Raw genomic sequence first — 21,624 nt, 5'->3', positions numbered from 1 at the left:
GCGTGGTGCGCCTAGTGATCGCTCGCTGCCAGGTCGACTACGCCGGCCGTCTGACCGCCCATCTGCCGATGGCCACCCGGCTGCTGCTCGTGAAGGCCGACGGCTCGGTGTCCGTGCACTCGGACGACCGTGCCTACAAGCCGCTCAACTGGATGAGCCCGCCTTGCTGGCTGATCGAGGACGGCAAGCTGTGGATCGTCGAGAACAAGCAGGGGGAGAAGCTCGTCATCAAGATCGACGAGATCTTCCACGACCACGCCCAGGAACTCGGCGTGGAACCTGGCCTGCAGAAGGACGGCGTCGAGGCGCACCTGCAGGAACTGCTCGCCGAGCACATCAAGACCCTCGGTGACGGCTACACCCTGGTGCGGCGGGAGTTCCCGACCGCGATCGGGCCGGTCGACATCATGGCGCGTGACGCCGCGGGTGCCAGTGTCGCCGTCGAGATCAAGCGGCGCGGCGAGATCGACGGCGTCGAGCAGCTGACGCGGTACCTCGAACTCCTCAACCGCGACCCGCTGCTGGCGCCGGTGCAGGGCGTCTTCGCGGCGCAGATCATCAAGCCGCAGGCGAGGGTGCTGGCCGAGGACCGGGGGATCCGGTGCCTCACGCTGGACTACGACGCGCTGCGCGGCATCGAGTCGGACGAGTTCCGCCTCTTCTGACCTCCACGCGATTCGTCCTCTGGTCGCGGTACTTGCGCGTGCAACTATCGCGACCAGAGGACCACTTGCGGCCGGTCACGCGCTGAACAGCCGAGATCCGATCGAGTCCTCGGTTTTGTATCTGCTTTCTTTCTCGCGCCACAGAATGCCCTAAAGGGCGGCGGGAAATTAACGAACTCGACTCGTCCTGCAAAAGAACCAGCTGTTTCCGTGCCATTCGGGTGAACGCCGGATTACGTGGTCTCGCGCTGTGTCACACTCGATTTCCGCGAGGGGTACCGCCGAAGTCCGGTGGTCGCGGGTGCAGGGGTGATGTCCCATGGCTGATTCTCCGAAGCGTGTCGATCTGGTGCTGGAAGGCGGCGGCGTCAAAGGCATCGGGTTGCTGGGCGCGGTGCTGGAGTTGCACGAAGCCGGTTATTCGTTCCCGCGGATCGCCGGGACGAGCGCGGGTGCGATCGTCGCGGCGCTGGTCGCCGCTTATCAGAAGGCCGGGAAGGATCTCGGCGGTCTGGAAGCGGTGATGAACGACATGGACTGCCACCGGTTCCAGGATCAGTCCTTGCTCGACAAGCTCACCGGCCCGATCGGCGACGGTGTCGATCTGGTCCTGCACGACGGGATGCACACCGGCGACTATCTCGCCGAATGGCTGACGCCGCTCTTGGAGGAGGCGGGAGTGCGCACTTTCGCCGATCTCGCCATCGACGATCCCGAAGGTACTTTGCTTTCGTATCAACGGTATTCCCTCGTCGTCCACGTCAGCGATCTGACCCGCCGCGTGCTCGTCCGGCTGCCTTGGGACTATTCCCAGTACGGCCGCGATCCCGGTGAGGAGAAGATCGTCGACGCCGTCCGCGCGTCGATGTCGATCCCGTTCTACTTCCGGCCGGTGCAGGTCGACGTCCGCCCCGAGGGCACCGTCACCTGGGTCGACGGCGGGTTGCTGTCGAACTTCCCGATCACCGTCTTCGACCGGACAGACACGAAGAAGCCGCGCTGGCCGACCTGGGGCGTGAAGCTTTCCGGGGAACCCGCCGCCGGCAGGGACAAACCGGTGAAGAGCGCGTTGCGGATCGCCATCGGTTCGCTCGAAACCCTGCTTTCGGACTGGAATCGTTACCGGCTGCACGAGGAAGGTGTGAACCGGCGGACGGTGTACGTCGACACGACCGGTGTTTCCGCCGTCGACTTCGGGCTCGGTGAAGAGGAGAAGAAGCACCTCTTCGAAAACGGGCGGGAGGCCGCGCGGCGGTTTCTGGAAAAGATTGTGCCGCAGTGAACTCGCCGGCGGTATTCCGGTGGGATGAGGGATAGGAGGATCCCATGCGTTATCGCCCGATCGGCAGTGATCCGGCGGACGGCCGCCTCGGCCGGTTCGTCCCGGACGACTGGCGCCACGTCGAGCGCTATCCGCTGACCGCGCTGGCCACCCAGGACCGGCCCACCCGGTCCCCGGTCGTCATCGGCGTCAACTGGTACGCGGAATTCGACGTCCCGGAGAAGGACCCGAAGTCCGGCGAGTTCTTCGTCGCGAAGGGCGGCGCGAAGTCGCTCACCCGGATCCGCGGCGGTCACTGCGTCTGCCTCGAACCCGGCGAATCGACGGACGGCGACACCCAGTACGCCTTCTACGACCAGGGCAAGGAAGGCGCCTGCGTCGGGTTCGGCTGGTCGCGCTGCATGACGCTGTTCAACGGCGACCTCTACGCCGCGCGGTGGCTGTGGGACCAGTCGAAGCTGCGCGACGAATGGGACGAGACCAACCCCGGCGACAACAACGGCACGTCCGTCCGCGCGGCGGCCGAGGTGCTGCTGGAACTGGGCCACGTCTCGTGGTCGGAGAGCTACGCCAGCGACGACCACGTCAAGCGGGCCGCCTACACGCCTGACGTCAAGAACGGCATCCAGGCCTATCGCTGGGCGAAGACCGTCGACGAGGTGCACGAGGTCCTCGGCAACCCGCGTGCCGACGAACTCGGCGCCGTGCCGTTCCTCAACTCGTGGGGACCGAACTACCCGCACCGCACGTACCTGCCTGACGACGTCCTCGCCAGGCTGATCAAGGAGGACGGCGAAGTAGGCCTGCCCACGGACCGGTAAACCCCCACCGGTCGCGAGAAGGGCCGTTCCGGCGGAGACGCCGGGGCGGCCCTTTTCCGGTTTCCCGGACCGTGTCCTCATCGGACTCCACGGGAAGTTGCTCCCTTTGGCGGACAACCGGACGCCGTGCTCCGGCGTGATTGTCCATGTAGGTCGGGGGACCACGAGGGAGAAACCATGAAACTCAAGTCCTGGGTGCGGTTCGCCGCGCCGGTCGTCGCCGTGCTTTCGGTCGCGGTACTGGCGCAGCCCGCGCAGGCGGCGAACCGCATGGCGTGGCGCCCGACGGTCCTGCCGTTGCCGCCCGGCGGCAGCAGCGGGTTCCTGACCGGCTCCGACGGCAAGGGGGAGTACACGGGCACGTTCACGATCAACGGCAGGCAGTCGGTGGTCAGCTGGCGGAACGGGCAGCCGGTGCTGCGCGGCGTGCCGAGCGGCTACGAGGCGGCGCTGGCCGAGGACGAGAACCCGGCGGGCGTCATCGTCGGCACGGCGCACGACTACGACTCGATGATCAGCCGGGCGTACACGCTGGACGCGAACGGGTTCCACGTCAAGGACGTCCCCGCGGGCTACGACTACGTGTACGGCGTCGCCATCAACACACGCGGCGACGTGCTCGGCCGGGCCATGAAGTTCAACGGTGGCACCGGGAGCGACGCCGCGGTCCTGTGGCGGGCGGAGGGCGGCGCGCCGGTGCTCGTCCCGAGCACGCCGGACATGTACTACGTGCGCGACCTCGACGAGGACGGCACGCTCCTGTTCGACTCGAACCGCAGCTCGGCACTGTGGAAGGACGGCGTCGTCCGGCACCTGTCACCGAGCCCGTCCGTCCAGGGCTGGGGCCTCGCGATCCGCAACGGGGTCGTGGTCGGGACGCGGAACTACGGCGGTGTCGATCAGGCGGTGCGCTGGGCGTCCCCGGACGCGCCGGCGGTCGGGCTGGCGGGCGGCGCGATGGCGTTGAGCGTCAACCAGGTCGGCTTGACGGCCGGGCTGGTGCCGAACCCGTCGGGGCCGTCGATCGTCGGCAACGCGATCGCGTGGCGCACGACGACCCCGGGCGAGGTCCGCGCGCCGAGTGGCTACTCGACGTTCGAAGCCTCGGTCGCGGCCGACGACGGCTCGCTCGCCGGGTTCGCGACGAACGACTGGAGGGATTACGGCGGCGTGCCGGTGGTCTGGCGATTGGCGCCGTGATCCCTGCTCCGGATCTGCCTTGAACACCAGGCCGGGAGCGATGCGCTCCCGGCCTGGCCACCCACGCTGCCGTTCCTGAATCCATGCAGTATGGTCCGCGATTGACGCGCTACCGGCGTTTCTCGTGGACATTTTCACTCTGGAGGTGGGTCGGTTGCACGTGCTGGCCGATGCGAACCTGCGGCTCGACGCGAGTCCTATCGACTACGTCCTGCTCGCCTTCTACTTCGCGCTGGTGCTCGGCATCGGGTACATGGCGCGAAGGTCGGTCTCGAGTAGCCTGGACTTCTTCCTCTCCGGCCGTTCGCTGCCCGCGTGGGTCACCGGCCTCGCCTTCATCTCGGCGAACCTCGGCGCCGTCGAGATCATGGGTATGTCGGCCAACGGCGTGCTCTACGGCCTGCCGACCTTCCACTACTTCTGGATCGGCGCGATCCCGGCGATGCTGTTCCTCGGCATCGTGATGATGCCGTTCTATTACGGCTCGAAGGTCCGCAGTGTCCCGGAGTTCATGCTCCGCCGGTTCGGCAAACCCGCCCACCTCGTCAACGGCATCAGCTTCGCGAGTGCGCAGATCCTCATCGCCGGCGCGAACCTGTTCCTGCTCGCCAGTGTCGTGAACCTCCTGCTCGGCTGGCCGTTGTGGGTGTCGATCATCGTCGCGGCCGCGGTCGTGCTCTCCTACACCGCGCTCGGCGGTCTCTCCGCCGCGATCTACAACGAGGTTCTGCAGTTCTTCGTGATCGTCGCGGCGTTGCTGCCGCTGACCATCGTCGGCCTGGTGAAGGTCGGCGGCTGGCAGGGCCTGGTCGACAAGGTGACCGCCGGCCCCGGCGGCGAGGCACAGTTGTCCTCCTGGCCGGGTGACAACCTCACCGGCTTCGGCAACAGCTTCCTCTCCATCCTCGGCCTCGTCTTCGGCCTCGGTTTCGTGCTGTCGTTCGGTTACTGGACCACGAACTTCGTCGAAGTCCAGCGCGCCATGGCCTCCAAGAGCATGTCGGCCGCGCGGCGGACGCCGATCATCGGCGCGTTCCCGAAGATGTTCATCCCGTTCATCGTGATCATCCCCGGCATGATCGCCGCGGTCACCGTGTCCGAGTACGTCCAGGACAAGCAGATCCTGCTCGACGGCGGCGAAGCGCCCAGCGGGGTCACCGCGAACAACGCGATCCTGCTGCTGATGCGCGACCTGCTGCCCAACGGCATGCTCGGCGTCGCGATCGCCGGTCTCCTCGCGTCCTTCATGGCCGGTATGGCGGCGAACCTGAGTTCGTTCAACACCGTCTTCACCTACGACATCTGGCAGTCGTACGTGAAGAAGAACGAGTCCGACGGCTACTACCTCCGTCTCGGCCGCCTGGTCACCGCGGCGGGCACGGTGCTGGCGATCGGCACCGCGTTCATCGCGTCGAACTCCGGGAACATCCTGACCTACCTGCAGGACCTGTTCTCCTTCTTCAACGCGCCGCTGTTCGCCACCTTCATCCTCGGCATGTTCTGGAAGCGGATGACGCCGACGGCGGGCTGGGTCGGCCTTGTCGCCGGTACCGCGTCAGCGATCACCGTGTGGCTGCTTTCGCAGGCCGGGGTCCTCGGGCTCACCGGGCAGGGCGTCAGCTTCGTGGCCGCCGGTACGGCGTTCGCCGTCGACATCGTGGTCAGCGTCGCGGTTTCGCTCGCCACCGCGCCGAAGCCGGAAGCCCAGCTGGTCGGCCTCGTCTACTCCCTCACCCCGAAGGAGTCGCTGAAGCACGACGAAACCGGTGACGACGCGGGCTGGTACCGCAAGCCGGGCCTGCTCGCGGGCATCGTGCTGATCCTGACCATCGTGCTCAACATCATCTTCTAGGAGGCCGGAGATGGCTGCGTCCCAAGCTCCCAAGAAGGCCGGCGTCTTCGACATCCGGCTGATCATCGCCCTGCTCATCGGCGGCTACGGGCTGGTGCTCACGATCATGGGCATCGGCTTCACCACCGAAGCGGAGCTGGCCAAGGCCGCCGGTGTCCGGATCAACCTGTGGGCGGGCATCGGCATGCTGGTGTTCGCGGCGTTGTTCGTGCTGTGGGCGAAGCTGCGGCCCATCGTGGTCCCGCCCACGTCCGAAACCGGCGAGGGCGGCGAATAGCCGGGTTGTCCGGACAGCGCCGCGGCGGTCCGGCTACCGTGCACTTCGTGCTGCTCAACGCTCGACGTCGCCGGATCGCGTCCGTGCTGGCCCTGGTGGCCGCGCTCGGTGCGCTTTCCGCCTGCGGACAGAACCTCGGCAAGTCCAACTTCGCCCGTACCACCGTCGCCGCGGAAGCGGGCAGTGGCGGAGACGTGCCGAGCGGGAACATCAACGACCCGGCCGTCACCCCGGCGATCATGCGCACGATCGACCCGTGCCCACTGGTGGGCAAAGAGGCGCTGAGCGACCTCGGCGCCCCGGAGGACCCGGTGCCGTCGACCAGCTCGTTCGGCGGCTGCCGGGCGAAGGTCGTCGACGCCGGCGGTAAGCAGTTCTCCGTCAGTGTCGACATCGGCGCGTCGACCTATCTGTCCGAAACCGGTGGCGCCGTGGTCACGGCGGTGGACGGCCTGCCGCAGGTCGAGCGGAAGAGCAAGGACGGCAAGAGCTGCGACGTCGGCGTCATGACGTTGCGCAAACCCGAGCGCGGAGTGAGCTTCTCGGTCAATTACGACGGCGGCGATCCCTGCGCGGCGGCCCGCTCGGTGGCGGCGAAGGGCGTGAAGAGCCTGCACTCGTCCCCGGCGAAGTACCCCACCAGCGCGGGCACGCTGACCGCGGTCGACCCGTGCACCGTCGCGGACACCGCCGTCCTCGGCGAGGTGGCGCCGCACGGCGCGACCTCCCCGACGACCTTCCACGCCTGTGACTGGACGCCGGGTTCCAACCCGCGGATCACCATCGGCTTCCGTCCCGGCCGTCCGCCGCAGGAACGCGACGGGACCAAGAAGGTCGAGGTCGATGGCATCACCGTCTTCCAGAAGGCGGGCACCGGCAGCAGCGCCGAGTGCAAGATGGAGTGGCAGCACAAGCCGTGGACGGGCGAGTACGTCGAGCTCGTCGCCGTGTCGTACCAGAACTACGACGAGAAGAAGGACGAAACCGCGTCCTGCGAGAAGACGGCCAAGATCGCCAAATCGGTGATCTCGAAGCTGCCGAAGCCCTGACGCTGGCGGCATCCGGCCGGGCGAGGTAGGAAGGGGACATCCCACCCGCCGACGTGTCGGAGACCGCCATGAAGAAGATCATCAACGACCCGAAGACGGTGGTCGCGGAATCCCTGCGCGGGCTCGCCCTGGCGCACGCGGACGTCCTGCGCGTCGAAGACGACCCGGCGATCGTGGTGCGCGTGGACGCGCCACTGGCGGGCAAGGTCGCGGTGATCTCCGGCGGCGGTTCCGGGCACGAACCACTGCACGGCGGCTTCGTCGGACAGGGCATGCTGGCGGCCGCCGTCCCGGGCGCGGTGTTCACCTCGCCGACGCCGGACGCCGTCGAGGCCGCGGTCAAGGCCACCACGGGTGACGCGGGCGCCCTGCTGATCGTGAAGAACTACACCGGCGACGTGCTCAACTTCGAGACCGCCGCGGAGCTTGCCGCCGCCGAGGGGCTGGACGTGCGCAGCGTGGTCATCGACGACGACGTCGCGGTCAAGGACGCCACGTACACCGCCGGCCGTCGCGGTGTCGGCGGCACGGTCCTGCTGGAGAAGCTCACCGGCGCCGCCGCCGAACGCGGTGACGCGCTCGACGCGGTGGAGGCCTTGGCGCGCAAGGTGATCGGCCAGGTCCGCTCGATCGGTGTCGCGCTCACCGCGCCGACCGTCCCGCACGCGGGCGAGCCGAGTTTCGCACTCGCCGACGACGAGATCGAGTTCGGCATCGGGATCCACGGCGAGCCCGGCATCGAAAAGACACCGGCCGTGTCCGCCGACGAACTCGTCGCGCGCATGGTCGAAGCGGTGGTCTCGGACCTGCCCTTCGCCGACGGCGACAAGGTCCTGCTGTTCACGAACTCGATGGGTGGCACCCCGCTGGTGGAGCTGTACCTCGCCCACGGGATCGCCGAGCGGCTGCTGGCCGAGCGTGGGATCGTGGTCGAGCGGCGCCTGGTGGGGCCGTACATCACCAGCCTCGAGATGCAGGGGATGAGCCTGACGTTGCTGAAACTGGACGACGAGCTGACCGAGTTGTGGGACGCGCCGGTGAACACCCCGGCCCTGAGGTGGGGAGTCTGATGGCCTGCACCGCCGAGACGCTCGCCGCCGCCTTGCGGGCGGCGGCCGCGGTGATCGCCGAGCATCGCACCGAGCTGATCGACCTCGACCGCGCGATCGGCGACGCCGACCACGGCGAGAACCTGGACAGGGGGTTCACCGCGATCGTGTCCGCTTTGGACGCGATGGCCCCCGAGACTCCCGAGACCCCCGCCGCGGTCGCGAAACTCGCCGCCACGACGCTGATCTCGAAGGTCGGCGGTGCGGCGGGACCGTTGTACGGCACGGCTTTCCTGCGCGCGTCGGTCAAACTGGGCGACGCCACCGAAGTGGACGGCCCGCTGCTCGTGGAAGCCCTGCGCGCGGCACTCGAAGGAGTGCAGGCACGCGGGAAGGCCGTCGGGGGAGACGCGACCATGGTCGACGCGCTGATCCCCGCCGTTTCCGCCGCCGAGGAGGCTTCCGGCGAGGATATCGTCGCGATCCTGACCGCGGCCGCGAACGCCGCAGACAAGGGCGCCGAGTCCACTGTGGACCTCGTACCGCGCAAAGGCCGGGCGTCGTACCTCGGCGAACGTGCGAAGGGGCATCTCGATCCCGGAGCCCGCTCGACGGCGCTGCTGCTGCGCGCGTTCGCGGAGGCCGCCAAGTGAGCGTCGGAATCGTGCTCGTCTCCCACAGCGCCAAACTCGCCGAAGGGCTCGCGGAACTCGCCGCCCAGATGGCGCCGGACGTCACCATCGTGGCGGCGGGCGGCCTGGCGCAAGGCGGGATCGGAACGGACTACGACGAGGTCGTCGCCGCGACGCAGCGCGCCGATTCGGGGGCGGGCGTCGTCCTGCTGTACGACCTGGGCAGCGCGCAGATGACCGCGGACCTCGCCGTCGAATCGCTCGCCGACCCGTCGGCCGCGGTCGTGGTGGACGCGCCGCTCGTCGAAGGCGCGATCGCCGCCGCCGTCGCGGCGCAGGGCGGGGCGGATCGCCAGGCCGTCGCCGGTGCCGCGGCCGCGGCGGGAGCTCCAGCGGATCTGACGTTCGACAGCGGCGCGCAAGACGGCGAGAGCAGTGTCGAACTCACGCTGCGGAACGACGTCGGCCTGCACGCGCGGCCCGCCGCGGTCCTGGTCCGGAGCATCGCGGGGCTGGACGCCCAGGTCACCGTCCGGCTCGGCGAGGAGACCGCGGACGCCAACAGCGTCCTCGCGTTGATGGCGCTCGGCGCACGCCAGGGCGACAGGATCGAGGTCCGCGCGAAGGGCGCGCAGGCCGAAGAAGCGCTCACCAAGGTCAAGGACCTCGTCGACCAGAACTTCGGGGAGTGACACTTACTCGATCCGGAGGGTGACAGCCGGTGCTTTCCGCGCCCCGGCATGGCACGATCGGAGAAAACTACCAGCGAGTAACCTCCGGAGGCCGGTTGTGGCGCGGGAAATCTCGAGTGTGGGAGTCATCGGTCTCGGCACCATGGGTGCCGGGATCGCCGAGGTGCTCGCGCGGAGCGGAGTGTCGGTCGTCGCGGTGGAGATCGACGACGACGGCGTGCACCGGGGCCGGGGTCATCTGGAGCATTCGACCGAACGGGCGGTGTCCGGCGGGAAACTCGACGCCGGCGGCCGGGACGCCCTGCTGGGCCGGATCCGGTACACCACGTCGCTGACCGAACTGTCCGATGTGGACCTGGTGATCGAGGCGATCCCGGAGAACCTCGAAGCGAAATCTGACGTGTTCGCGGAGCTGGACAAGATCACCGGCGCGGACACGATCTTCGTGTCCAACACCTCCTCGCTGTCGATCACCGAGATCGGGGTGCAGACCGCGCGGCCGGGCAAGGTCGTCGGGATGCACTTCTTCAACCCGGCGCCGATCCTCAAACTGGTCGAGATCGTCCGCACGGTCGTCACCGAGCCGGAGGTGATCACCGACGTCGTCGCGTTCGCGGAACGTCTCGGCAAGACGCCGGTGGTGATCGGCGACCGCGCCGGGTTCATCGCGAACGCGCTGTTGTTCGGGTATCTCAACCACGCCGTGCGCATGTACGAGCAGCGCTACGCCACGCGCGAGGATCTCGACGCGGCGATGCGGTTCGGCTGCGGATATCCCATGGGGCCCTTGGCTTTGCTCGACCTCATCGGGCTGGACACCGCGTACGAGATCCTCGACACGATGTACCACCAGTCGCGCAACCGGCTCCACGCGCCGGCGCCGCTGCTGAAACAGATGATCACCGCGGGCCTGCTCGGCCGGAAGACGGGACAAGGCTTTTACGCCTACGACGAGCCCGATTCGCCGACGGTGACCGACTCGGTCAAGGCGTCCACAGTGGACACCGTGGCGCCGCGAGAGGTGCGCAAGGTCGGCGTCGTCGGGACCGGGACCATGGCGACCGGCATCGTCGAAGTGTTCGCGAAACGCGGCTACGAGGTCATCCTGCGCGCGCGGAGCGCGGAGAAGGCCGCCGCGTCGGTCGCGCGGGTGAAGAAGTCGCTGGACAAGTCCGTCGTCAAGGGCAGGCTGTCCGAAGAGGACGCCGCCGCCGCACTCGGCCGGATCTCACCCGCGGTGGAGTTCGACGAACTGGCCGACGTCGACCTCGTCATCGAGGCGGTGGCCGAGGACCTGGCCGTCAAACAGGCCGTTTTCGCCGCGCTCGACGACGTCGTGAAGCCGGGCGCGGTCCTGGCGACGACCACGTCCTCGCTGCCGGTCATCGAATGCGCGGCCGCCACGTCGCGGCCGTCGGACGTCGTCGGCGTGCACTTCTTCAACCCGGCGCCGGTGATGAAACTGGTCGAGGTCGTCTCGACGATCGCCACCGCCCCCGACGTGATCGCGACCGTGGACGCCGTCTGCGCGGCGGTGGGCAAGCATCCGGTGCACTGCGGCGACCGGGCCGGGTTCATCGTCAACGCGCTGCTGTTCCCCTACCTCAACGACGCGGTGAAGATGCTCGAGGCGCACTACGCGGAGGCCGACGACATCGACACCGCGATGAAGGTGGGCTGCGGGCTGCCGATGGGCCCGTTCGAACTGCTCGACGTCGTCGGGCTGGACGTTTCGCTGGCGATCCAGCGGACCCTGTTCAACGAGTTCCGCGAAGAGGGCTTCGCGCCCGCGCCGCTGCTGGAGCACCTCGTGACCGCCGGGCGGCTCGGCCGGAAGACGGGGAAGGGCTTCAAGGACTACTCGGCCAGGTAACACTCGTGAGTTCTTCAGGACACGGGACCCCGTCGCGCAAGCGGTCGTGGCCGAGTTTCAGCCTCGCGGGAAAGGTCCCCAATGTGGCATTGGAGACGCTCAGCGTCTCCAATGCCACATTGGGGACATCGGCCACGAGCGGTGACCGGGCTGGGTAGCCTGGCCGTATGCCGGTTTCCTCGGGGGTCAGGAAGCGGATCAAGGAATTACTCGATCCGGACGACGAGATCCAGTACGTGTTCCCAGCCGACATCTTCGGCAGCACCAATCCCAGCGTGTTCTTCGCGGTCACCCGCAAGACGATCACGATCCTGACGACCGGCCGCCTGAGCAGGAAGTCGCCGAAACGCGTCATCTCGGTGACCCTGCGAAACCATCGGATCGGCCCCGTGGAGACGGGCGGCAACCCGTGGTTCAAGTTCAACGGCATCGTCTACGAGATCGACGACGAGTACATCGCGGCCGTCCACGCCGCCGACGCGGAGATCTCGCGGAATGCGGCAAAACCTGAAGATCCGCTGCCGGACCTCTAAGCTCCCCTGGGTGCGTCAGCTGACATACGGCGGGGTGCCGATCCCCGGCCTGAACGACCTGGTCCGGACTGCCATCCGGCTGCACCCCGCGCCGGGCGAGCCTCGCCATGACGAAAGCCACTTCGGCGGCCCGCTGCTCTGGCCGTCGGACGAGCCGTGGCCCGAGTGCCCGGTGACCTGGCCTCCCGACCCGGACGCGTCCGACGACGCCTGGGCGGGCGGGCATCCGCTCGACGGTCCGGTCCCGGTGATGGTCAGCGCGGCGCAGTTCTTCCGCGACGACTTCCCGGAGCTGCCCTTCCCGGAGGGCACCGACGTCCTCCAGATCCTGTTCTGCCCGATGCAGCACAACAGCCCGCATCATCAAGGGCCCGCGGTCCGGCTGGTGTGGCGCGATTCCGGGGAGGTCGAGGACATCGCGGACCCTCCGCCCGCGCCCGAGGAGGCCGACGTCGATCTCCTGCCGGCGCCCTGCGTCTTCGAACCGTGCTCTATCGATGAACTGCCCCGGCTCTGCGACTTCCCGCCGGAGACCCGCGCCGCGCTCGGCATCCCCGAGGACGCGCATGACGACCCTGAGGGCTGGCCGGAACTGGATCAGTATTCGAAGATCGGCGGCTGGACCCCCTGGTACACGACTGATCGCCACGAGCTGGGCTGCCGGGAGTGCGGCGCCGAGCTGCGGCAGACGATCGCGCTGGCCACGGAGGAGGACGAGGTCGGCTGTGGGTGCGACGTCGCCGAAGCACAGCCGGCGGGCTGGTCGTTCGCCCGGCAGGACGTACTGCACATCTTCACCTGCCCCACCGACGTCACCCACCCGTTCAAGGTCCGGATCGACTAGGCGGGCGGGAGCAAAGGTCCCCCGCTCCAGTGCTGGAAGACCAGGTTCGTGTGCACCCTGGCGACCTCGTCGCGGGCGGTCAGCTCGTCGAGCACCAGCCGTTGCAGCTCGGTCGCCGAAGCGGTGGCGACGTGCGCGAGGAAGTCGTCCGGTCCGGTGAGGTGGTAGACCGCGCGGACCTCGGGCAGGGACAGCAGATGCTCGACGAACGCGTCCACCAGCGTCCGCCGGTGCGGCCGGACCTGGACGAACAGGAGCGCTTCGAGCGGGCGGCCGAGTTTGGCGGCGTCCACCTCCGCGCGCTGGCCGATGATCACCCCGAGCTCGCGCAGCCGGTTGACGCGGTCGAGGCAGGTCGACGGCGCGATGCCGACCTCGGCGGCCAGATCCTTGTTCGAGATCCGGGCGTCGTTCTGCAGCAGCCGCAGAATCCGCAGGTCGACCGTGCTCAATTCGACAGAATCCGACATCTGCGAATGATATCCGAGGATATTGCGTTCGATCCGGAGAAAATCGCACCATCTCGGTATGACCGCAACGCTGCGCACCCGGGCCGTCCACGCCGGCCGTGACGATCTCACGGACCTCGGCGTCCACGCCGCACCGCTCGACCTGTCCACGACCTACCCGTCGCGGGACAGCGTCGAAGAAGCGGCCCGCATCGACGAGTTCGCCACCACGGGCTCGCTGTCCGGGCTCCCGGTCTACGGGCGGCTGAGCAATCCGACCGTCGAGCGGTTCGAGAAGGCGCTGGCCGAACTCGAAGGATTCGACGACGCCGTCGCGTTCGCCACCGGCATGGCCGCGGTGTCGGCCTCGCTGCTGGCCGCGGTCGCGCAGGGCAAGCGGCACATCGTCGCCGTCCGGCCGGTCTACGGCTGCACCGACCACATGCTCACGTCCGGTCTGCTCGGCACCGAGGTGACCTGGGCCGATCCGGAGGGCGTCGCCTCGGCGCTGCGCCCCGACACCGGACTGGTGCTGCTCGAAACGCCGGCGAACCCGACCCTGCGCGAGGTCGACATCGCCGAGATCGTGCGCGCGGCGGGTGAAGTCCCGGTGCTGGTCGACAACACCTTCGCGACTCCCGTGCTCCAGCGGCCCGGACGCCACGGGGCCCGCTTCGTCCTGCACAGCGCGACCAAGTTCCTCGGTGGCCACGGCGACGTCATGGGCGGCGTGGTCGCGTGCAACACCGAGGACGCCGGGATGTTGCGGCAGATCCGGTTCGCCACCGGCGGCGTGCTGCACCCGCTGGCCGGGTACATGCTGCTTCGCGGCCTTTCGACCCTTCCGCTGCGCGTCAACGCCGCGTCCGCGACGGCCGCCGAACTCGTCGAGCGGCTTCGCGGTCACGCGAACGTGAGCGCCGTGCACTACCCGGGCATCGGTGGTCCGCTGATCGCTTTCGAGGTCGACGGCGATCCGCACGCGCTCATCGGCGCGGTCCGGTTGATCACCCCGGCCGTCAGCCTCGGCAGCGTGGACTCGCTCATCCAGCATCCCGCGTCGATCAGCCACCGGATCGTCGCCGAGGACGACCGGCGCGGGGCGGGCGTCACCGACCGGCTCATCCGCATGTCGGTGGGGCTGGAGGACGTCGAGGATCTCTGGCACGACCTGGATCAGGCACTCAAAGCGTGCTGAATCACTGCGATCGTGATCACCGGGATGTCGACAAATCGTCCGACCTGGCTAACCTGGTCGGGTGAAAGATCTGGTCTCGTCCTGGGTGGAATCTTCGGCTCGTAGCACGCTTTCGCGGCTTCACGAGCAGATCGGCGTCGCCGGGCTAGCCGCGGCGGCGGCTCTTCCCGGGCTGTCGGCGGTCTTCGATCAGCACTCCGCCGCGGTACGGGACATCCTCGCGGCGGGGGTCGAAGGTTCGGCGGCCGTCGCCGGGGTGGTGCTGCTCGCCGGCTACACGCGAGGGCTGCTGGACGAAGCCAAGGCCAAGGGCTGGACATTCCGCGCCCCGGCCGATCTGACCGCCTGGAGTACCAGCGACTGGACGACCGCTCGCCTGGTCGGCGTGTGTTCGCTGGCCGCCACGATCGACGACAGCCGGGTAGGGCCGACCGGGAACGGATAGGGCGGCCGGACGCCCTACCCGTTCCCGTTCTAGGTCAGCGGTACTCCGGCGGAGGGGGCATTGACCCGCCGGGGGGCCGCTGGCCGGGATCCTGGTGCTGCGGCACCTGACCCTGGTTCGGCGGGAACTGCTGCTGGGCCGAGTGCTGGCCGCCTGCCGGGTTCGGATCGTTCACCGCGTGATGCCCGGCGGGCACCGGCTGGTGCGCGGTCGTCCGTTCGGTCGGCACGTCACCGGAGCGGCTCGCGTCCTCGCGACCCCGCTGGTAGGCCTCGGCCTGCGCCTTCGCGGCGGGGATCTCCGCCTCGGCCCGGCCGAGCCAGGTCTCCCAGCGCTGCTGCATCGGCTTGATCAGGCCACCGCCGACACCGACGACGGCGATCCCGCCGACCGTGGCGAGCACGGTGATCAGCACCGGCAGCGTGACCGCGGTGGCCACGCCGATCTGGTTCAGCGCGGCGATCGCGCCGAGACCCCAGATGAACACCGAGGCGATGGTGGCGAGCACCTTGCCGTAGGAAACGCCGCCGAGGGCGTTGCCCACCAGGTCCTTGACCGCCTTGGCGATCGCGCCGGCGATCACCACGATGACGATCGCGACGATGGCGCGCGGCAGCCAGGCCACGATGTCGTTGAGCAGCGAGCTCACCGGGTTCGGGCCGAACACGCCGAACGCGATCTGCAGGGCGATCAGCAGGATCGCGTAGTAGATGATCTTGCTGATGATGTTCGACGCGTCGAACTGGCCTCGCGCGAGCATCTGCTTGAAGCCCCCGCGTTCGAGGAGCCGGTTGAACCCGACCTTCTCGAGCACCATGCTCACGGCCTTCGCGATCGCCTTGGCGATCAGCCAGCCGATGAACAGGATGACCAGGAACGCGAGCAGCTTAGGGACGAACGTGGCGACCGAACTCCAGGCGCTGGACACGCCTTGACCGAAATCGACGGCCGCCAGTGCTGATGTGGCCACTGGGCTTCTCCCTTCCCACGACTGGAGGATCCAGACTGGTGGGAGGGAGGTACCCGCCATTCGGGCGATCACACGTTAGGCCACCCGAACGAGTGGTCAGCCGCAGCAGCCGCCTCCGCAGCAACCGCCGCCCCCACCTGCGGGAACAGGGGCCGGGCCGGAGGCCGATCCGGTCAGCGCGACGGTCGTCAGCAGCTTGACGGTGTCCTGGTGGCCCTCCGGGCACGGCGCGGGCGCGCCGGACTCGCTCATCGGCCGCAGCAGTTCGAAGGTCTCGGTGCACTCGCGGCAGCGGTAGGCGTAAGTCGGCATGCGCTCATCTTCTCATCCCGCACACCGCTCCGGAATGAGAAGCTGGCCGGGTGGAACTGCCTGTCGCGGCACACGTGCCGCATCTCGGCCAAGTCGTCCCGTCCGTGCTTTCCGCCCTCGGTGGCGCAGGGTTCGCCAACTCGCTGAGCCTGGCCGAGGCGTCCAGCGCGTGCGTCCTGCTCATCGACGGTCTCGGCTGGGAACTGCTGGCCGAGCACGCCGCCGACGCGCCCGTGCTCACGCAGCTGGCCAAGTCGCCGCTGCGGGTCGGTTTCCCCGCGACGACGGCGGCGGGGCTCGGCGCGATCGGCACGGGGCTGGCCTCGGGGGAGCACGGCCTGGTCGGCTACAGCTTCGAAGTCCCGGGGGCGGGCGTCATGAACGCGTTGCGCTGGTCCAGTCACGTGGACGGCGGCGATCTCCGCGGGGCGCTGCCGCCGCGCGAGGTGCAGCCCCTCCCGACGACGTTCGAGCGCGCCGCGGCCGCCGGGATCGCCACCAGTGTCGTGTCTTCGGCGAAGTTCGCCGACACCGCGCTCACCCGGGCGACGCAGTCCGGTGCCCGCTACGTGGGCGTCCACGCGCTCGGTGACCTGGCCGCCTGCATCCTGCGGTGTCTCGAGACGCGGCCGGCGTTCTGCTGGGGTTATCACAGCGAACTCGACATGCTGGGCCACATCTACGGCCCCGGCTCGTCACCGTGGCGGATGCAGCTGCGGCAGGTCGACAGACTGGTCGAGTCCCTTGTGGACGGTCTGCCGTCCGGCGCGCTCCTCGCGGTCGTGGCCGACCACGGCATGGTGACCGTCGAGGGCGCGCTCGACATCGACGAGACGCCCGCGCTGCTCGGCGGCGTCCGGGCCATCGGGGGCGAGGTCCGGGCACGGCACGTCTACACCGAACAGGGGGCGGAGGCCGACGTGCTGGCGGCCTGGCGCGAGGTGATCGGTGACCGGGCGTGGACCCTCTCCCGTGACGAGGCCGTCGAAGCGGGCTGGTTCGGGCCGGTCGCGGACCGGGTCCGGCCGCGGATCGGCGACGTCGTCGTGGCGGCGAAGGGGCGATTCGGGCTCGTGCGGGAACTGGCCGAGGCCGTCGAGTCCTCTCTGGTGGGTCAGCACGGCTCGCTGACCCCGGCCGAACAACTCGTCCCCCTGGTCCTCGCGCGCGGCTAACCCGCGCTCAGTCCGGCTTCCTCGCCGAGAAACTGATGGAGCGCTTCGGGACGTGGTCGACCTTGATGCCGGTGAATCCGGCGTCCTGGAGCCGGGGCCAGACCGAGACCGGGTCGAGGGCGTTCATCGTGTCGCCGAGGTGGAAAAGCCGGAACGGCACACTCGCCAGGCTGTCCATCGCCCGCAGGACTCCGCCGGGGCGGAGCACCCGGAAAGCCTCGGCGAAGATCGCGTCCTGCAACTTCGTCGTCGGCACGTGGTGCAGCATCGTGAAGCAGACGACGGCGGAGAACTCGCCGTCCTCGAACGGCATCGCCGCGCCGTCTCCCTGGACGATCCGCACGCGGCCGTCGAACTCGCGCTCGAGGAGGTCCGCCGACGCTTCGTCGATCTCGATGGAGGTGAGCCGGGGGACGAGTCCGACCAGCGCCCGGGTGGTCGCGCCGTAGCCGGGGCCGATCTCCAGTACGGAGTCACCGAGATCGAAACCGGCGATGTTGCCCGGCATCTCGTGGGCGACGGCCTTCGCCCACAGCGCGGAACTGCAGAGTTTGCGGTGCACCAGGTTCATCGGCATGAATCCGAAGCTAGCCGTGACCGGTAGGCGATAGGCTGCCAAGCGATGTCGAAAATCGGACTCCTTCCCCCGATGGCGACGGCGATGGTGCTCGGCGAGATGGATCTGCCCGCGGGCACCTGGTTGCCGTGGCACGAGCACGACGGTCACCAGCTCGCCTGGGCGGCGCGGGGGATCCTGAGCGTGAACGTCGGCGAGCAGCACTGGGTGCTCCCGCCGACGAGGGCGCTGTGGATCCCGGCCGGTGTCGTCCACCGGACCGGTGCCACCGCGCAGACCGTGTTGCGGGGTGTCTACGCGGCTCAGGACCGGTGCCCGGTCCGCTGGCCCGTGCCGACGCTCGTCGCCGTCCGGCCGCTGCTGCGGGAACTGCTGGACCACCTGGGCTCGGCCGCGCTCGACGACGGCGCCCGCCGCCGCGCCGAAGCCGTCGTCTTCGACCTGCTCGAACCGGTGGACGTCGTGCCGATCACCGTGCCGATGCCGTCCGACGAGCGGGCGCTGACCGTCGCCCGGGCGGTGATCGCCGATCCGGCGGACCGGCGTGCTCTCGCGGACTTCGCGCGCGACGTGGGCGCGAGCGAACGCACGCTCGCGCGGCTGTTCCTCGCCGAGTGCCGGACGACGTTCGGCGCGTGGCGGGTGCAGGCCCGGCTGCGCGCGTCACTGCCGCTGCTGGCCGGGGACATGCCGCTGACGGCGGTCTCCCGCCGGATCGGCTACTCGTCGCCGAGCGCCTTCGTCGTCGCTTTCCGACGGGCTGTCGGTGTGACGCCGGGCGCCTACTTCGGCGACTGAGTCAGGCCTCCGGTTACGGTTCCGGGGTGCCTCGACGTAACCGTCCCGACCGCGGTGGACGCCCCGACCTCGGCGCGTCGACCGGCTGGGCGCGCTCCGAATCCGCCACGGACGGGGAGTGGCTCGTCCGGACCGTGCCCGGCGCGCAAGCCACCAAGGACTACCGCTGCCCCGGCTGCGACCACGAGATCCGGCCGGGGACCCCGCATCTGGTCGTCTGGCCCGCCGACGACACCGGCGGGGTCGCCGACCGCCGCCATTGGCACAAGGCGTGCTGGGACGCTCGATCCCGACGCCGTCCGGGCCGCTGGTGAGTCAGCGCCGCAGGTGCAGTGAAGGTTCTCCCGCGAATTCCTCCTCCGTGTGGATCTTGAACCCGAGCCGCTCGGCGACCCGGATCGACGGGGTGTTGGACGCCATGATGTTGGCGATCACCGGGACGCCGGGGATCTCCCGCTCGGCCCAGTCGACGACGGCGGCAGCCATCTCCGTCGCGTAGCCCTTGCCCCAGGCGAACGGCCAGAAGCGGTACGCGAGGTTCAGCACGCGCTCGCCGTTCCATTCGTGATACCGGACTCCGCCGAAGCCGACGATGACCGCCGGATCGTCCGAAGCGGACACCGCGAGGTAGCCGAACCCGTGCTCGGCCCATTGCTTCATCCAGGCGTCGTACAGTTCCTGCGAACCTTCGACGGTGTGCGGCTCGGCGTTGAACTTGTTCGTCTCGGGATCGGCTTGCAGTGCGACGATGTTCTCGCGATCTTCCTCGCGCAGCCTCCGCAGCAGCAGCCTCTCCGTTTTGATCTCTGTCAGCACGGATCCGACGGTAGCGCGGGGGTGCGACAGAATTGTCGCCATGAAGGATCTACCGCTGGTACTGCTGCACGCTTTCCCCGTCGACGCCCGGATGTGGGACGCGGTCCGCGCGCCGCTCTCGGAGCGCCTCCGGCTGATCACGCCCGCCCAGCGCGGCCTCGGCCGCAGCCCACTGCCCGAAACCGGCCGGGAGCCGAGCCTGGACGACGCCGCCCGCGATGTCGTGGCGTTGCTCGACCGGCTCGAACTCGACAGGGTCGTTCTCGGCGGCTGCTCGATGGGCGGCTACCTGACGATGGCGGTGCTGCGCGTCGCACCGGAACGCGTGGGCGGCCTCGTTTTCCTCGACACCAAGGCGGCCGCCGACACCCCCGAGGCAGCGCAGGCCCGGCACGACCTCGCGGCCCGGGTCGAAGCCGAAGGCGCCGGGTGGCTGCCCGAAACCCTCACCCCCGGATTGCTCGCCGAGAACACCCGGCCCGAGGTGGCGGATCGGCTTCGTGAACTGATCACGACACAGCCGCCGTCGGGCATCGCGTGGGCGGCGCGCGCGATGGCGGCACGGCCCGATTCGGTCGAGACACTGCGATCGGCGAACGTGCCGGCGCTGGTCGTGGTCGGCGAAGAGGACGGCCTGACCCCGCTAGACGCGGCGAACGCCCTGGTGGAGACACTGCCGGACGCGACGCTGGTCGTGCTGCCGGAGGTGGGACATCTGACGCCGCTGGAGGATCCGGCCGGAGTCGTCGAAGCGATCTTGGGCTGGTACCCCGCGTAGAAACGTTTCCCTCGCCCCTTCAAAGGTATAGCGGACAGGGGGACTTGCGGCAAGCCCCCATTCCCGGTCCACAATTCGTGCCTTCACGTTTTGCCGAAGGGGGATTCCCATGCGTGTACTCCTGTCCACTATCGGGACGAGGGGTGAGGTACAGCCGCTGGTCGCCTTGGCGGTGCGATTGCGGGAACTCGGCCAGGAGGTCCGGCTGTGCGCGCCGCCGGATTTCCGAGAATGGGCCGAAGGGCTCGGGATTTCCTTCGCCCCGCTGGGTCCCGGGCTCCGGTCGACCGCGAAACCGGATTCCGCGATGACCAAGGCGATGGCCACGCCCGAGGGGCGGCGCGCGATGGCCGAGGCGATGGTGGTCGACCAGTTCGAGACGATGCCGGACGTGGCCGAGGGCTGCGACGCCGTCGTCGCGGGAATGGCGTTGAACATCGCCGCCCATTCGGTGGCGGAACGAAAAGGGATTCCTTATTTCTTCACCGCTTACTGCCCGATAACGCTGCCCTCACTGCACCATCGTCCGCCCGTTTTCCCGGGGTGGGCGCCGAAGAATCCGGATGCCACCATCCCGGCCTTGTGGGCCGACGACGCGGAACGGTGGAACGGGCAATGGGGCGAGGTGCTCGACGCGCGGCGGAAACTGCTGGGCCTGCCGCCGGTCGACGACGTCCGCGGGCACATCTTCACCGAACAGCCGTGGCTGGCCGCCGATCCGGTGCTGGCGCCGTGGCGGGGACCGTCGGCGCTGGACGTGCACCAGACCGGGGCCTGGATCCTGCCGGACCACAGCCCGTTGTCCCCGGAACTGGAGGCGTTCCTCGACGACGGGGAACCGCCGGTCTACTTCGGATTCGGGAGTGTCCGCGCTCCGGAGGAGATCGCGAAGGCGATGATCGAGGCGGCGAGGGCGCACGGGCGGCGGGCGGTCGTGTTCCGCGGCTGGACCGGACTGTCGCTGATCGACGACGAACCCGACTGCATCGCCATCGGGGACGTCAACCAGCAGGCGCTCTTCCCTCGGGTCGCGGCGGTCGTGCACCACGGCGGCGCCGGTACGACCACGGCGGCGACCCGGGCCGGGGTGCCGCAGGTGCTCGTCCCGCAGATGTTCGACCAGCCCTACTTCGCGCAGCGCGTCCGGGACCTCGGGGTCGGGACCTCGATCACCGGGGAGCCGACGGCGGAGTCGCTGACCTCCGCGCTGGCGGAGGTGCTGCGGCCCGAGGTCGCCGAGCGGGCCGGTCGCGTCGGCGGTGAGGTGCGGACGGACGGCGTCGATGTGGCGGCCCAGCTCCTGATGGCGTCGGTCTAGCGCCACGCAAATAGTCCTC

Annotated in this window: 25 protein-coding genes; 20 read left to right on the top strand and 5 right to left on the bottom strand. The window is 69.1% G+C overall.

Going from position 1 to position 21,624, the window contains the following annotated elements; all coding sequences use genetic code 11:
- Positions 1-5 precede the first annotated feature (5 nt).
- The 13 genes from nucS to BKN51_RS26485 all read left to right on the top strand — a co-directional run bounded on the left by nucS (position 6) and on the right by BKN51_RS26485 (position 12,769).
- Positions 6-665, top strand: a complete 660-nt coding sequence (nucS, locus tag BKN51_RS26545; protein ID WP_168214394.1) for an endonuclease NucS — start codon at positions 6-8, stop codon at positions 663-665.
- 319 nt (positions 666-984) lie between these two features.
- Entirely contained in the window at positions 985-1,947 is a 963-nt protein-coding gene (locus BKN51_RS26540; RefSeq protein ID WP_101610223.1) for a patatin-like phospholipase family protein, read from the top strand.
- 44 nt (positions 1,948-1,991) lie between these two features.
- Entirely contained in the window at positions 1,992-2,768 is a 777-nt protein-coding gene (locus tag BKN51_RS26535; RefSeq protein ID WP_101610222.1) for a hypothetical protein, read from the top strand.
- A 177-nt stretch (positions 2,769-2,945) separates the two neighbouring features.
- A complete protein-coding gene (locus BKN51_RS26530; protein ID WP_101610221.1) occupies positions 2,946-3,968 on the top strand; it encodes a hypothetical protein in 1,023 nt (340 codons plus the stop codon).
- Positions 3,969-4,122: 154 nt separating this feature from the next.
- A complete protein-coding gene (locus BKN51_RS26525; protein WP_101610220.1) occupies positions 4,123-5,820 on the top strand; it encodes a sodium:solute symporter family protein in 1,698 nt (565 codons plus the stop codon).
- Positions 5,821-5,830: 10 nt separating this feature from the next.
- Positions 5,831-6,097 carry a hypothetical protein gene (locus BKN51_RS26520; RefSeq protein ID WP_101610219.1) on the top strand — a complete coding sequence of 89 codons (267 nt, stop codon included), beginning with the start codon at positions 5,831-5,833 and terminating at the stop codon, positions 6,095-6,097.
- Between the two features lie 47 nt (positions 6,098-6,144).
- Entirely contained in the window at positions 6,145-7,146 is a 1,002-nt protein-coding gene (locus BKN51_RS26515) for a DUF3558 domain-containing protein (RefSeq protein WP_233222983.1), read from the top strand.
- A gap of 68 nt (positions 7,147-7,214) precedes the next feature.
- The gene (gene dhaK / locus BKN51_RS26510) at positions 7,215-8,216 is read left to right on the top strand and encodes a dihydroxyacetone kinase subunit DhaK (protein ID WP_101610217.1); all 1,002 of its coding nucleotides are present in this window, start codon (positions 7,215-7,217) and stop codon (positions 8,214-8,216) included.
- Positions 8,216-8,848 (top strand): dihydroxyacetone kinase subunit DhaL, encoded by a 633-nt coding sequence (dhaL, locus tag BKN51_RS26505; protein WP_101610216.1) that lies wholly within the window; start codon positions 8,216-8,218, stop codon positions 8,846-8,848. The genes dhaK and dhaL overlap by 1 nt, the downstream gene beginning before the upstream one ends.
- On the top strand, positions 8,845-9,519 hold the full coding sequence (gene dhaM, locus BKN51_RS26500) for a dihydroxyacetone kinase phosphoryl donor subunit DhaM (protein ID WP_101610215.1): 675 nt from the start codon (positions 8,845-8,847) through the stop codon (positions 9,517-9,519). The genes dhaL and dhaM overlap by 4 nt, the downstream gene beginning before the upstream one ends.
- 97 nt (positions 9,520-9,616) lie before the next feature.
- Positions 9,617-11,392 carry a 3-hydroxyacyl-CoA dehydrogenase family protein gene (locus BKN51_RS26495; protein ID WP_101610214.1) on the top strand — a complete coding sequence of 592 codons (1,776 nt, stop codon included), beginning with the start codon at positions 9,617-9,619 and terminating at the stop codon, positions 11,390-11,392.
- A 167-nt stretch (positions 11,393-11,559) separates the two neighbouring features.
- Positions 11,560-11,925 carry a hypothetical protein gene (locus tag BKN51_RS26490; protein WP_101610213.1) on the top strand — a complete coding sequence of 122 codons (366 nt, stop codon included), beginning with the start codon at positions 11,560-11,562 and terminating at the stop codon, positions 11,923-11,925.
- Positions 11,926-11,935: 10 nt separating this feature from the next.
- Complete coding sequence (locus tag BKN51_RS26485) at positions 11,936-12,769, top strand: hypothetical protein (RefSeq protein WP_101610212.1); 834 nt, start codon at positions 11,936-11,938, stop codon at positions 12,767-12,769.
- On the opposite strand, the gene BKN51_RS26480 is transcribed toward BKN51_RS26485, so the two are convergent.
- Positions 12,766-13,239, bottom strand: a complete 474-nt coding sequence (locus BKN51_RS26480; RefSeq protein WP_101610211.1) for an Lrp/AsnC family transcriptional regulator — start codon at positions 13,237-13,239, stop codon at positions 12,766-12,768. The two genes, BKN51_RS26485 and BKN51_RS26480, sit on opposite strands and share 4 nt — an antisense overlap.
- Positions 13,240-13,297: 58 nt before the next feature.
- Between BKN51_RS26480 and BKN51_RS26475 the strand changes: the two genes are divergently transcribed.
- Together BKN51_RS26475 and BKN51_RS26470 are read left to right on the top strand one after the other, a co-directional pair.
- Positions 13,298-14,416 carry a trans-sulfuration enzyme family protein gene (locus BKN51_RS26475; RefSeq protein WP_101610210.1) on the top strand — a complete coding sequence of 373 codons (1,119 nt, stop codon included), beginning with the start codon at positions 13,298-13,300 and terminating at the stop codon, positions 14,414-14,416.
- Positions 14,417-14,477: 61 nt separating this feature from the next.
- Positions 14,478-14,861, top strand: a complete 384-nt coding sequence (locus BKN51_RS26470; RefSeq protein WP_101610209.1) for a DUF6401 family natural product biosynthesis protein — start codon at positions 14,478-14,480, stop codon at positions 14,859-14,861.
- A 34-nt stretch (positions 14,862-14,895) separates the two neighbouring features.
- Here the strand turns inward: BKN51_RS26470 and BKN51_RS26465 are convergent, their stop codons facing one another.
- Complete coding sequence (locus BKN51_RS26465; RefSeq protein ID WP_101610208.1) at positions 14,896-15,831, bottom strand: mechanosensitive ion channel family protein; 936 nt, start codon at positions 15,829-15,831, stop codon at positions 14,896-14,898.
- 96 nt (positions 15,832-15,927) lie between these two features.
- A complete protein-coding gene (locus BKN51_RS26460; RefSeq protein WP_101610207.1) occupies positions 15,928-16,143 on the bottom strand; it encodes an FmdB family zinc ribbon protein in 216 nt (71 codons plus the stop codon).
- Positions 16,144-16,193: 50 nt separating this feature from the next.
- Between BKN51_RS26460 and BKN51_RS26455 the strand changes: the two genes are divergently transcribed.
- Positions 16,194-17,318, top strand: coding sequence for an alkaline phosphatase family protein (locus BKN51_RS26455; RefSeq protein ID WP_101610206.1), 1,125 nt, complete (start codon positions 16,194-16,196; stop codon positions 17,316-17,318).
- A 7-nt stretch (positions 17,319-17,325) separates the two neighbouring features.
- On the opposite strand, the gene BKN51_RS26450 is transcribed toward BKN51_RS26455, so the two are convergent.
- Positions 17,326-17,889 carry a class I SAM-dependent methyltransferase gene (locus BKN51_RS26450; RefSeq protein ID WP_101613471.1) on the bottom strand — a complete coding sequence of 188 codons (564 nt, stop codon included), beginning with the start codon at positions 17,887-17,889 and terminating at the stop codon, positions 17,326-17,328.
- 51 nt (positions 17,890-17,940) lie between these two features.
- Between BKN51_RS26450 and BKN51_RS26445 the strand changes: the two genes are divergently transcribed.
- Both BKN51_RS26445 and BKN51_RS26440 read left to right on the top strand, forming a co-directional pair.
- Positions 17,941-18,693, top strand: coding sequence for an AraC family transcriptional regulator (locus BKN51_RS26445; RefSeq protein ID WP_101610205.1), 753 nt, complete (start codon positions 17,941-17,943; stop codon positions 18,691-18,693).
- 26 nt (positions 18,694-18,719) lie between these two features.
- Positions 18,720-19,007, top strand: a complete 288-nt coding sequence (locus BKN51_RS26440) for a hypothetical protein (RefSeq protein WP_101610204.1) — start codon at positions 18,720-18,722, stop codon at positions 19,005-19,007.
- 1 nt (position 19,008) lies between these two features.
- On the opposite strand, the gene BKN51_RS26435 is transcribed toward BKN51_RS26440, so the two are convergent.
- Positions 19,009-19,509: a GNAT family N-acetyltransferase gene (locus BKN51_RS26435; RefSeq protein ID WP_101610203.1), complete on the bottom strand. Its 501-nt coding sequence runs from the start codon at positions 19,507-19,509 to the stop codon at positions 19,009-19,011.
- A gap of 40 nt (positions 19,510-19,549) precedes the next feature.
- Between BKN51_RS26435 and BKN51_RS26430 the strand changes: the two genes are divergently transcribed.
- Both BKN51_RS26430 and BKN51_RS26425 read left to right on the top strand, forming a co-directional pair.
- Positions 19,550-20,287, top strand: a complete 738-nt coding sequence (locus tag BKN51_RS26430; protein WP_101610202.1) for an alpha/beta fold hydrolase — start codon at positions 19,550-19,552, stop codon at positions 20,285-20,287.
- A 109-nt stretch (positions 20,288-20,396) separates the two neighbouring features.
- Positions 20,397-21,605 (top strand): glycosyltransferase, encoded by a 1,209-nt coding sequence (locus BKN51_RS26425; RefSeq protein WP_101610201.1) that lies wholly within the window; start codon positions 20,397-20,399, stop codon positions 21,603-21,605.
- Positions 21,606-21,624 lie beyond the last annotated feature (19 nt).

It is taken from the genome of Amycolatopsis sp. BJA-103 (genome assembly GCF_002849735.1).
Taxonomy (GTDB): Bacteria; Actinomycetota; Actinomycetes; order Mycobacteriales; family Pseudonocardiaceae; genus Amycolatopsis.
Note: the sequence above shows the minus strand (reverse complement) of the source record. Positions and strands in the feature narration are given on the sequence as shown.

Excerpts from the sequence above, each read along its gene's own strand:
- BKN51_RS26445 (WP_101610205.1), top strand. The coding sequence starts at position 17,941 with ATGTCGAAAATCGGACTCCTTCCCCCGATGGCGACGGCGATGGTGCTC.
- BKN51_RS26540 (WP_101610223.1), top strand. The coding sequence starts at position 985 with ATGGCTGATTCTCCGAAGCGTGTCGATCTGGTGCTGGAAGGCGGCGGC.
- BKN51_RS26430 (WP_101610202.1), top strand. The coding sequence starts at position 19,550 with ATGAAGGATCTACCGCTGGTACTGCTGCACGCTTTCCCCGTCGACGCC.
- BKN51_RS26480 (WP_101610211.1), bottom strand. The coding sequence starts at position 13,239 with ATGTCGGATTCTGTCGAATTGAGCACGGTCGACCTGCGGATTCTGCGG.
- dhaK (WP_101610217.1), top strand. The coding sequence starts at position 7,215 with ATGAAGAAGATCATCAACGACCCGAAGACGGTGGTCGCGGAATCCCTG.
- BKN51_RS26450 (WP_101613471.1), bottom strand. The coding sequence starts at position 17,889 with ATGAACCTGGTGCACCGCAAACTCTGCAGTTCCGCGCTGTGGGCGAAG.
- BKN51_RS26520 (WP_101610219.1), top strand. The coding sequence starts at position 5,831 with ATGGCTGCGTCCCAAGCTCCCAAGAAGGCCGGCGTCTTCGACATCCGG.
- BKN51_RS26425 (WP_101610201.1), top strand. The coding sequence starts at position 20,397 with ATGCGTGTACTCCTGTCCACTATCGGGACGAGGGGTGAGGTACAGCCG.
- BKN51_RS26475 (WP_101610210.1), top strand. The coding sequence starts at position 13,298 with ATGACCGCAACGCTGCGCACCCGGGCCGTCCACGCCGGCCGTGACGAT.
- BKN51_RS26530 (WP_101610221.1), top strand. The coding sequence starts at position 2,946 with ATGAAACTCAAGTCCTGGGTGCGGTTCGCCGCGCCGGTCGTCGCCGTG.
- BKN51_RS26460 (WP_101610207.1), bottom strand. The coding sequence starts at position 16,143 with ATGCCGACTTACGCCTACCGCTGCCGCGAGTGCACCGAGACCTTCGAA.
- dhaL (WP_101610216.1), top strand. The coding sequence starts at position 8,216 with ATGGCCTGCACCGCCGAGACGCTCGCCGCCGCCTTGCGGGCGGCGGCC.
- BKN51_RS26490 (WP_101610213.1), top strand. The coding sequence starts at position 11,560 with ATGCCGGTTTCCTCGGGGGTCAGGAAGCGGATCAAGGAATTACTCGAT.
- BKN51_RS26535 (WP_101610222.1), top strand. The coding sequence starts at position 1,992 with ATGCGTTATCGCCCGATCGGCAGTGATCCGGCGGACGGCCGCCTCGGC.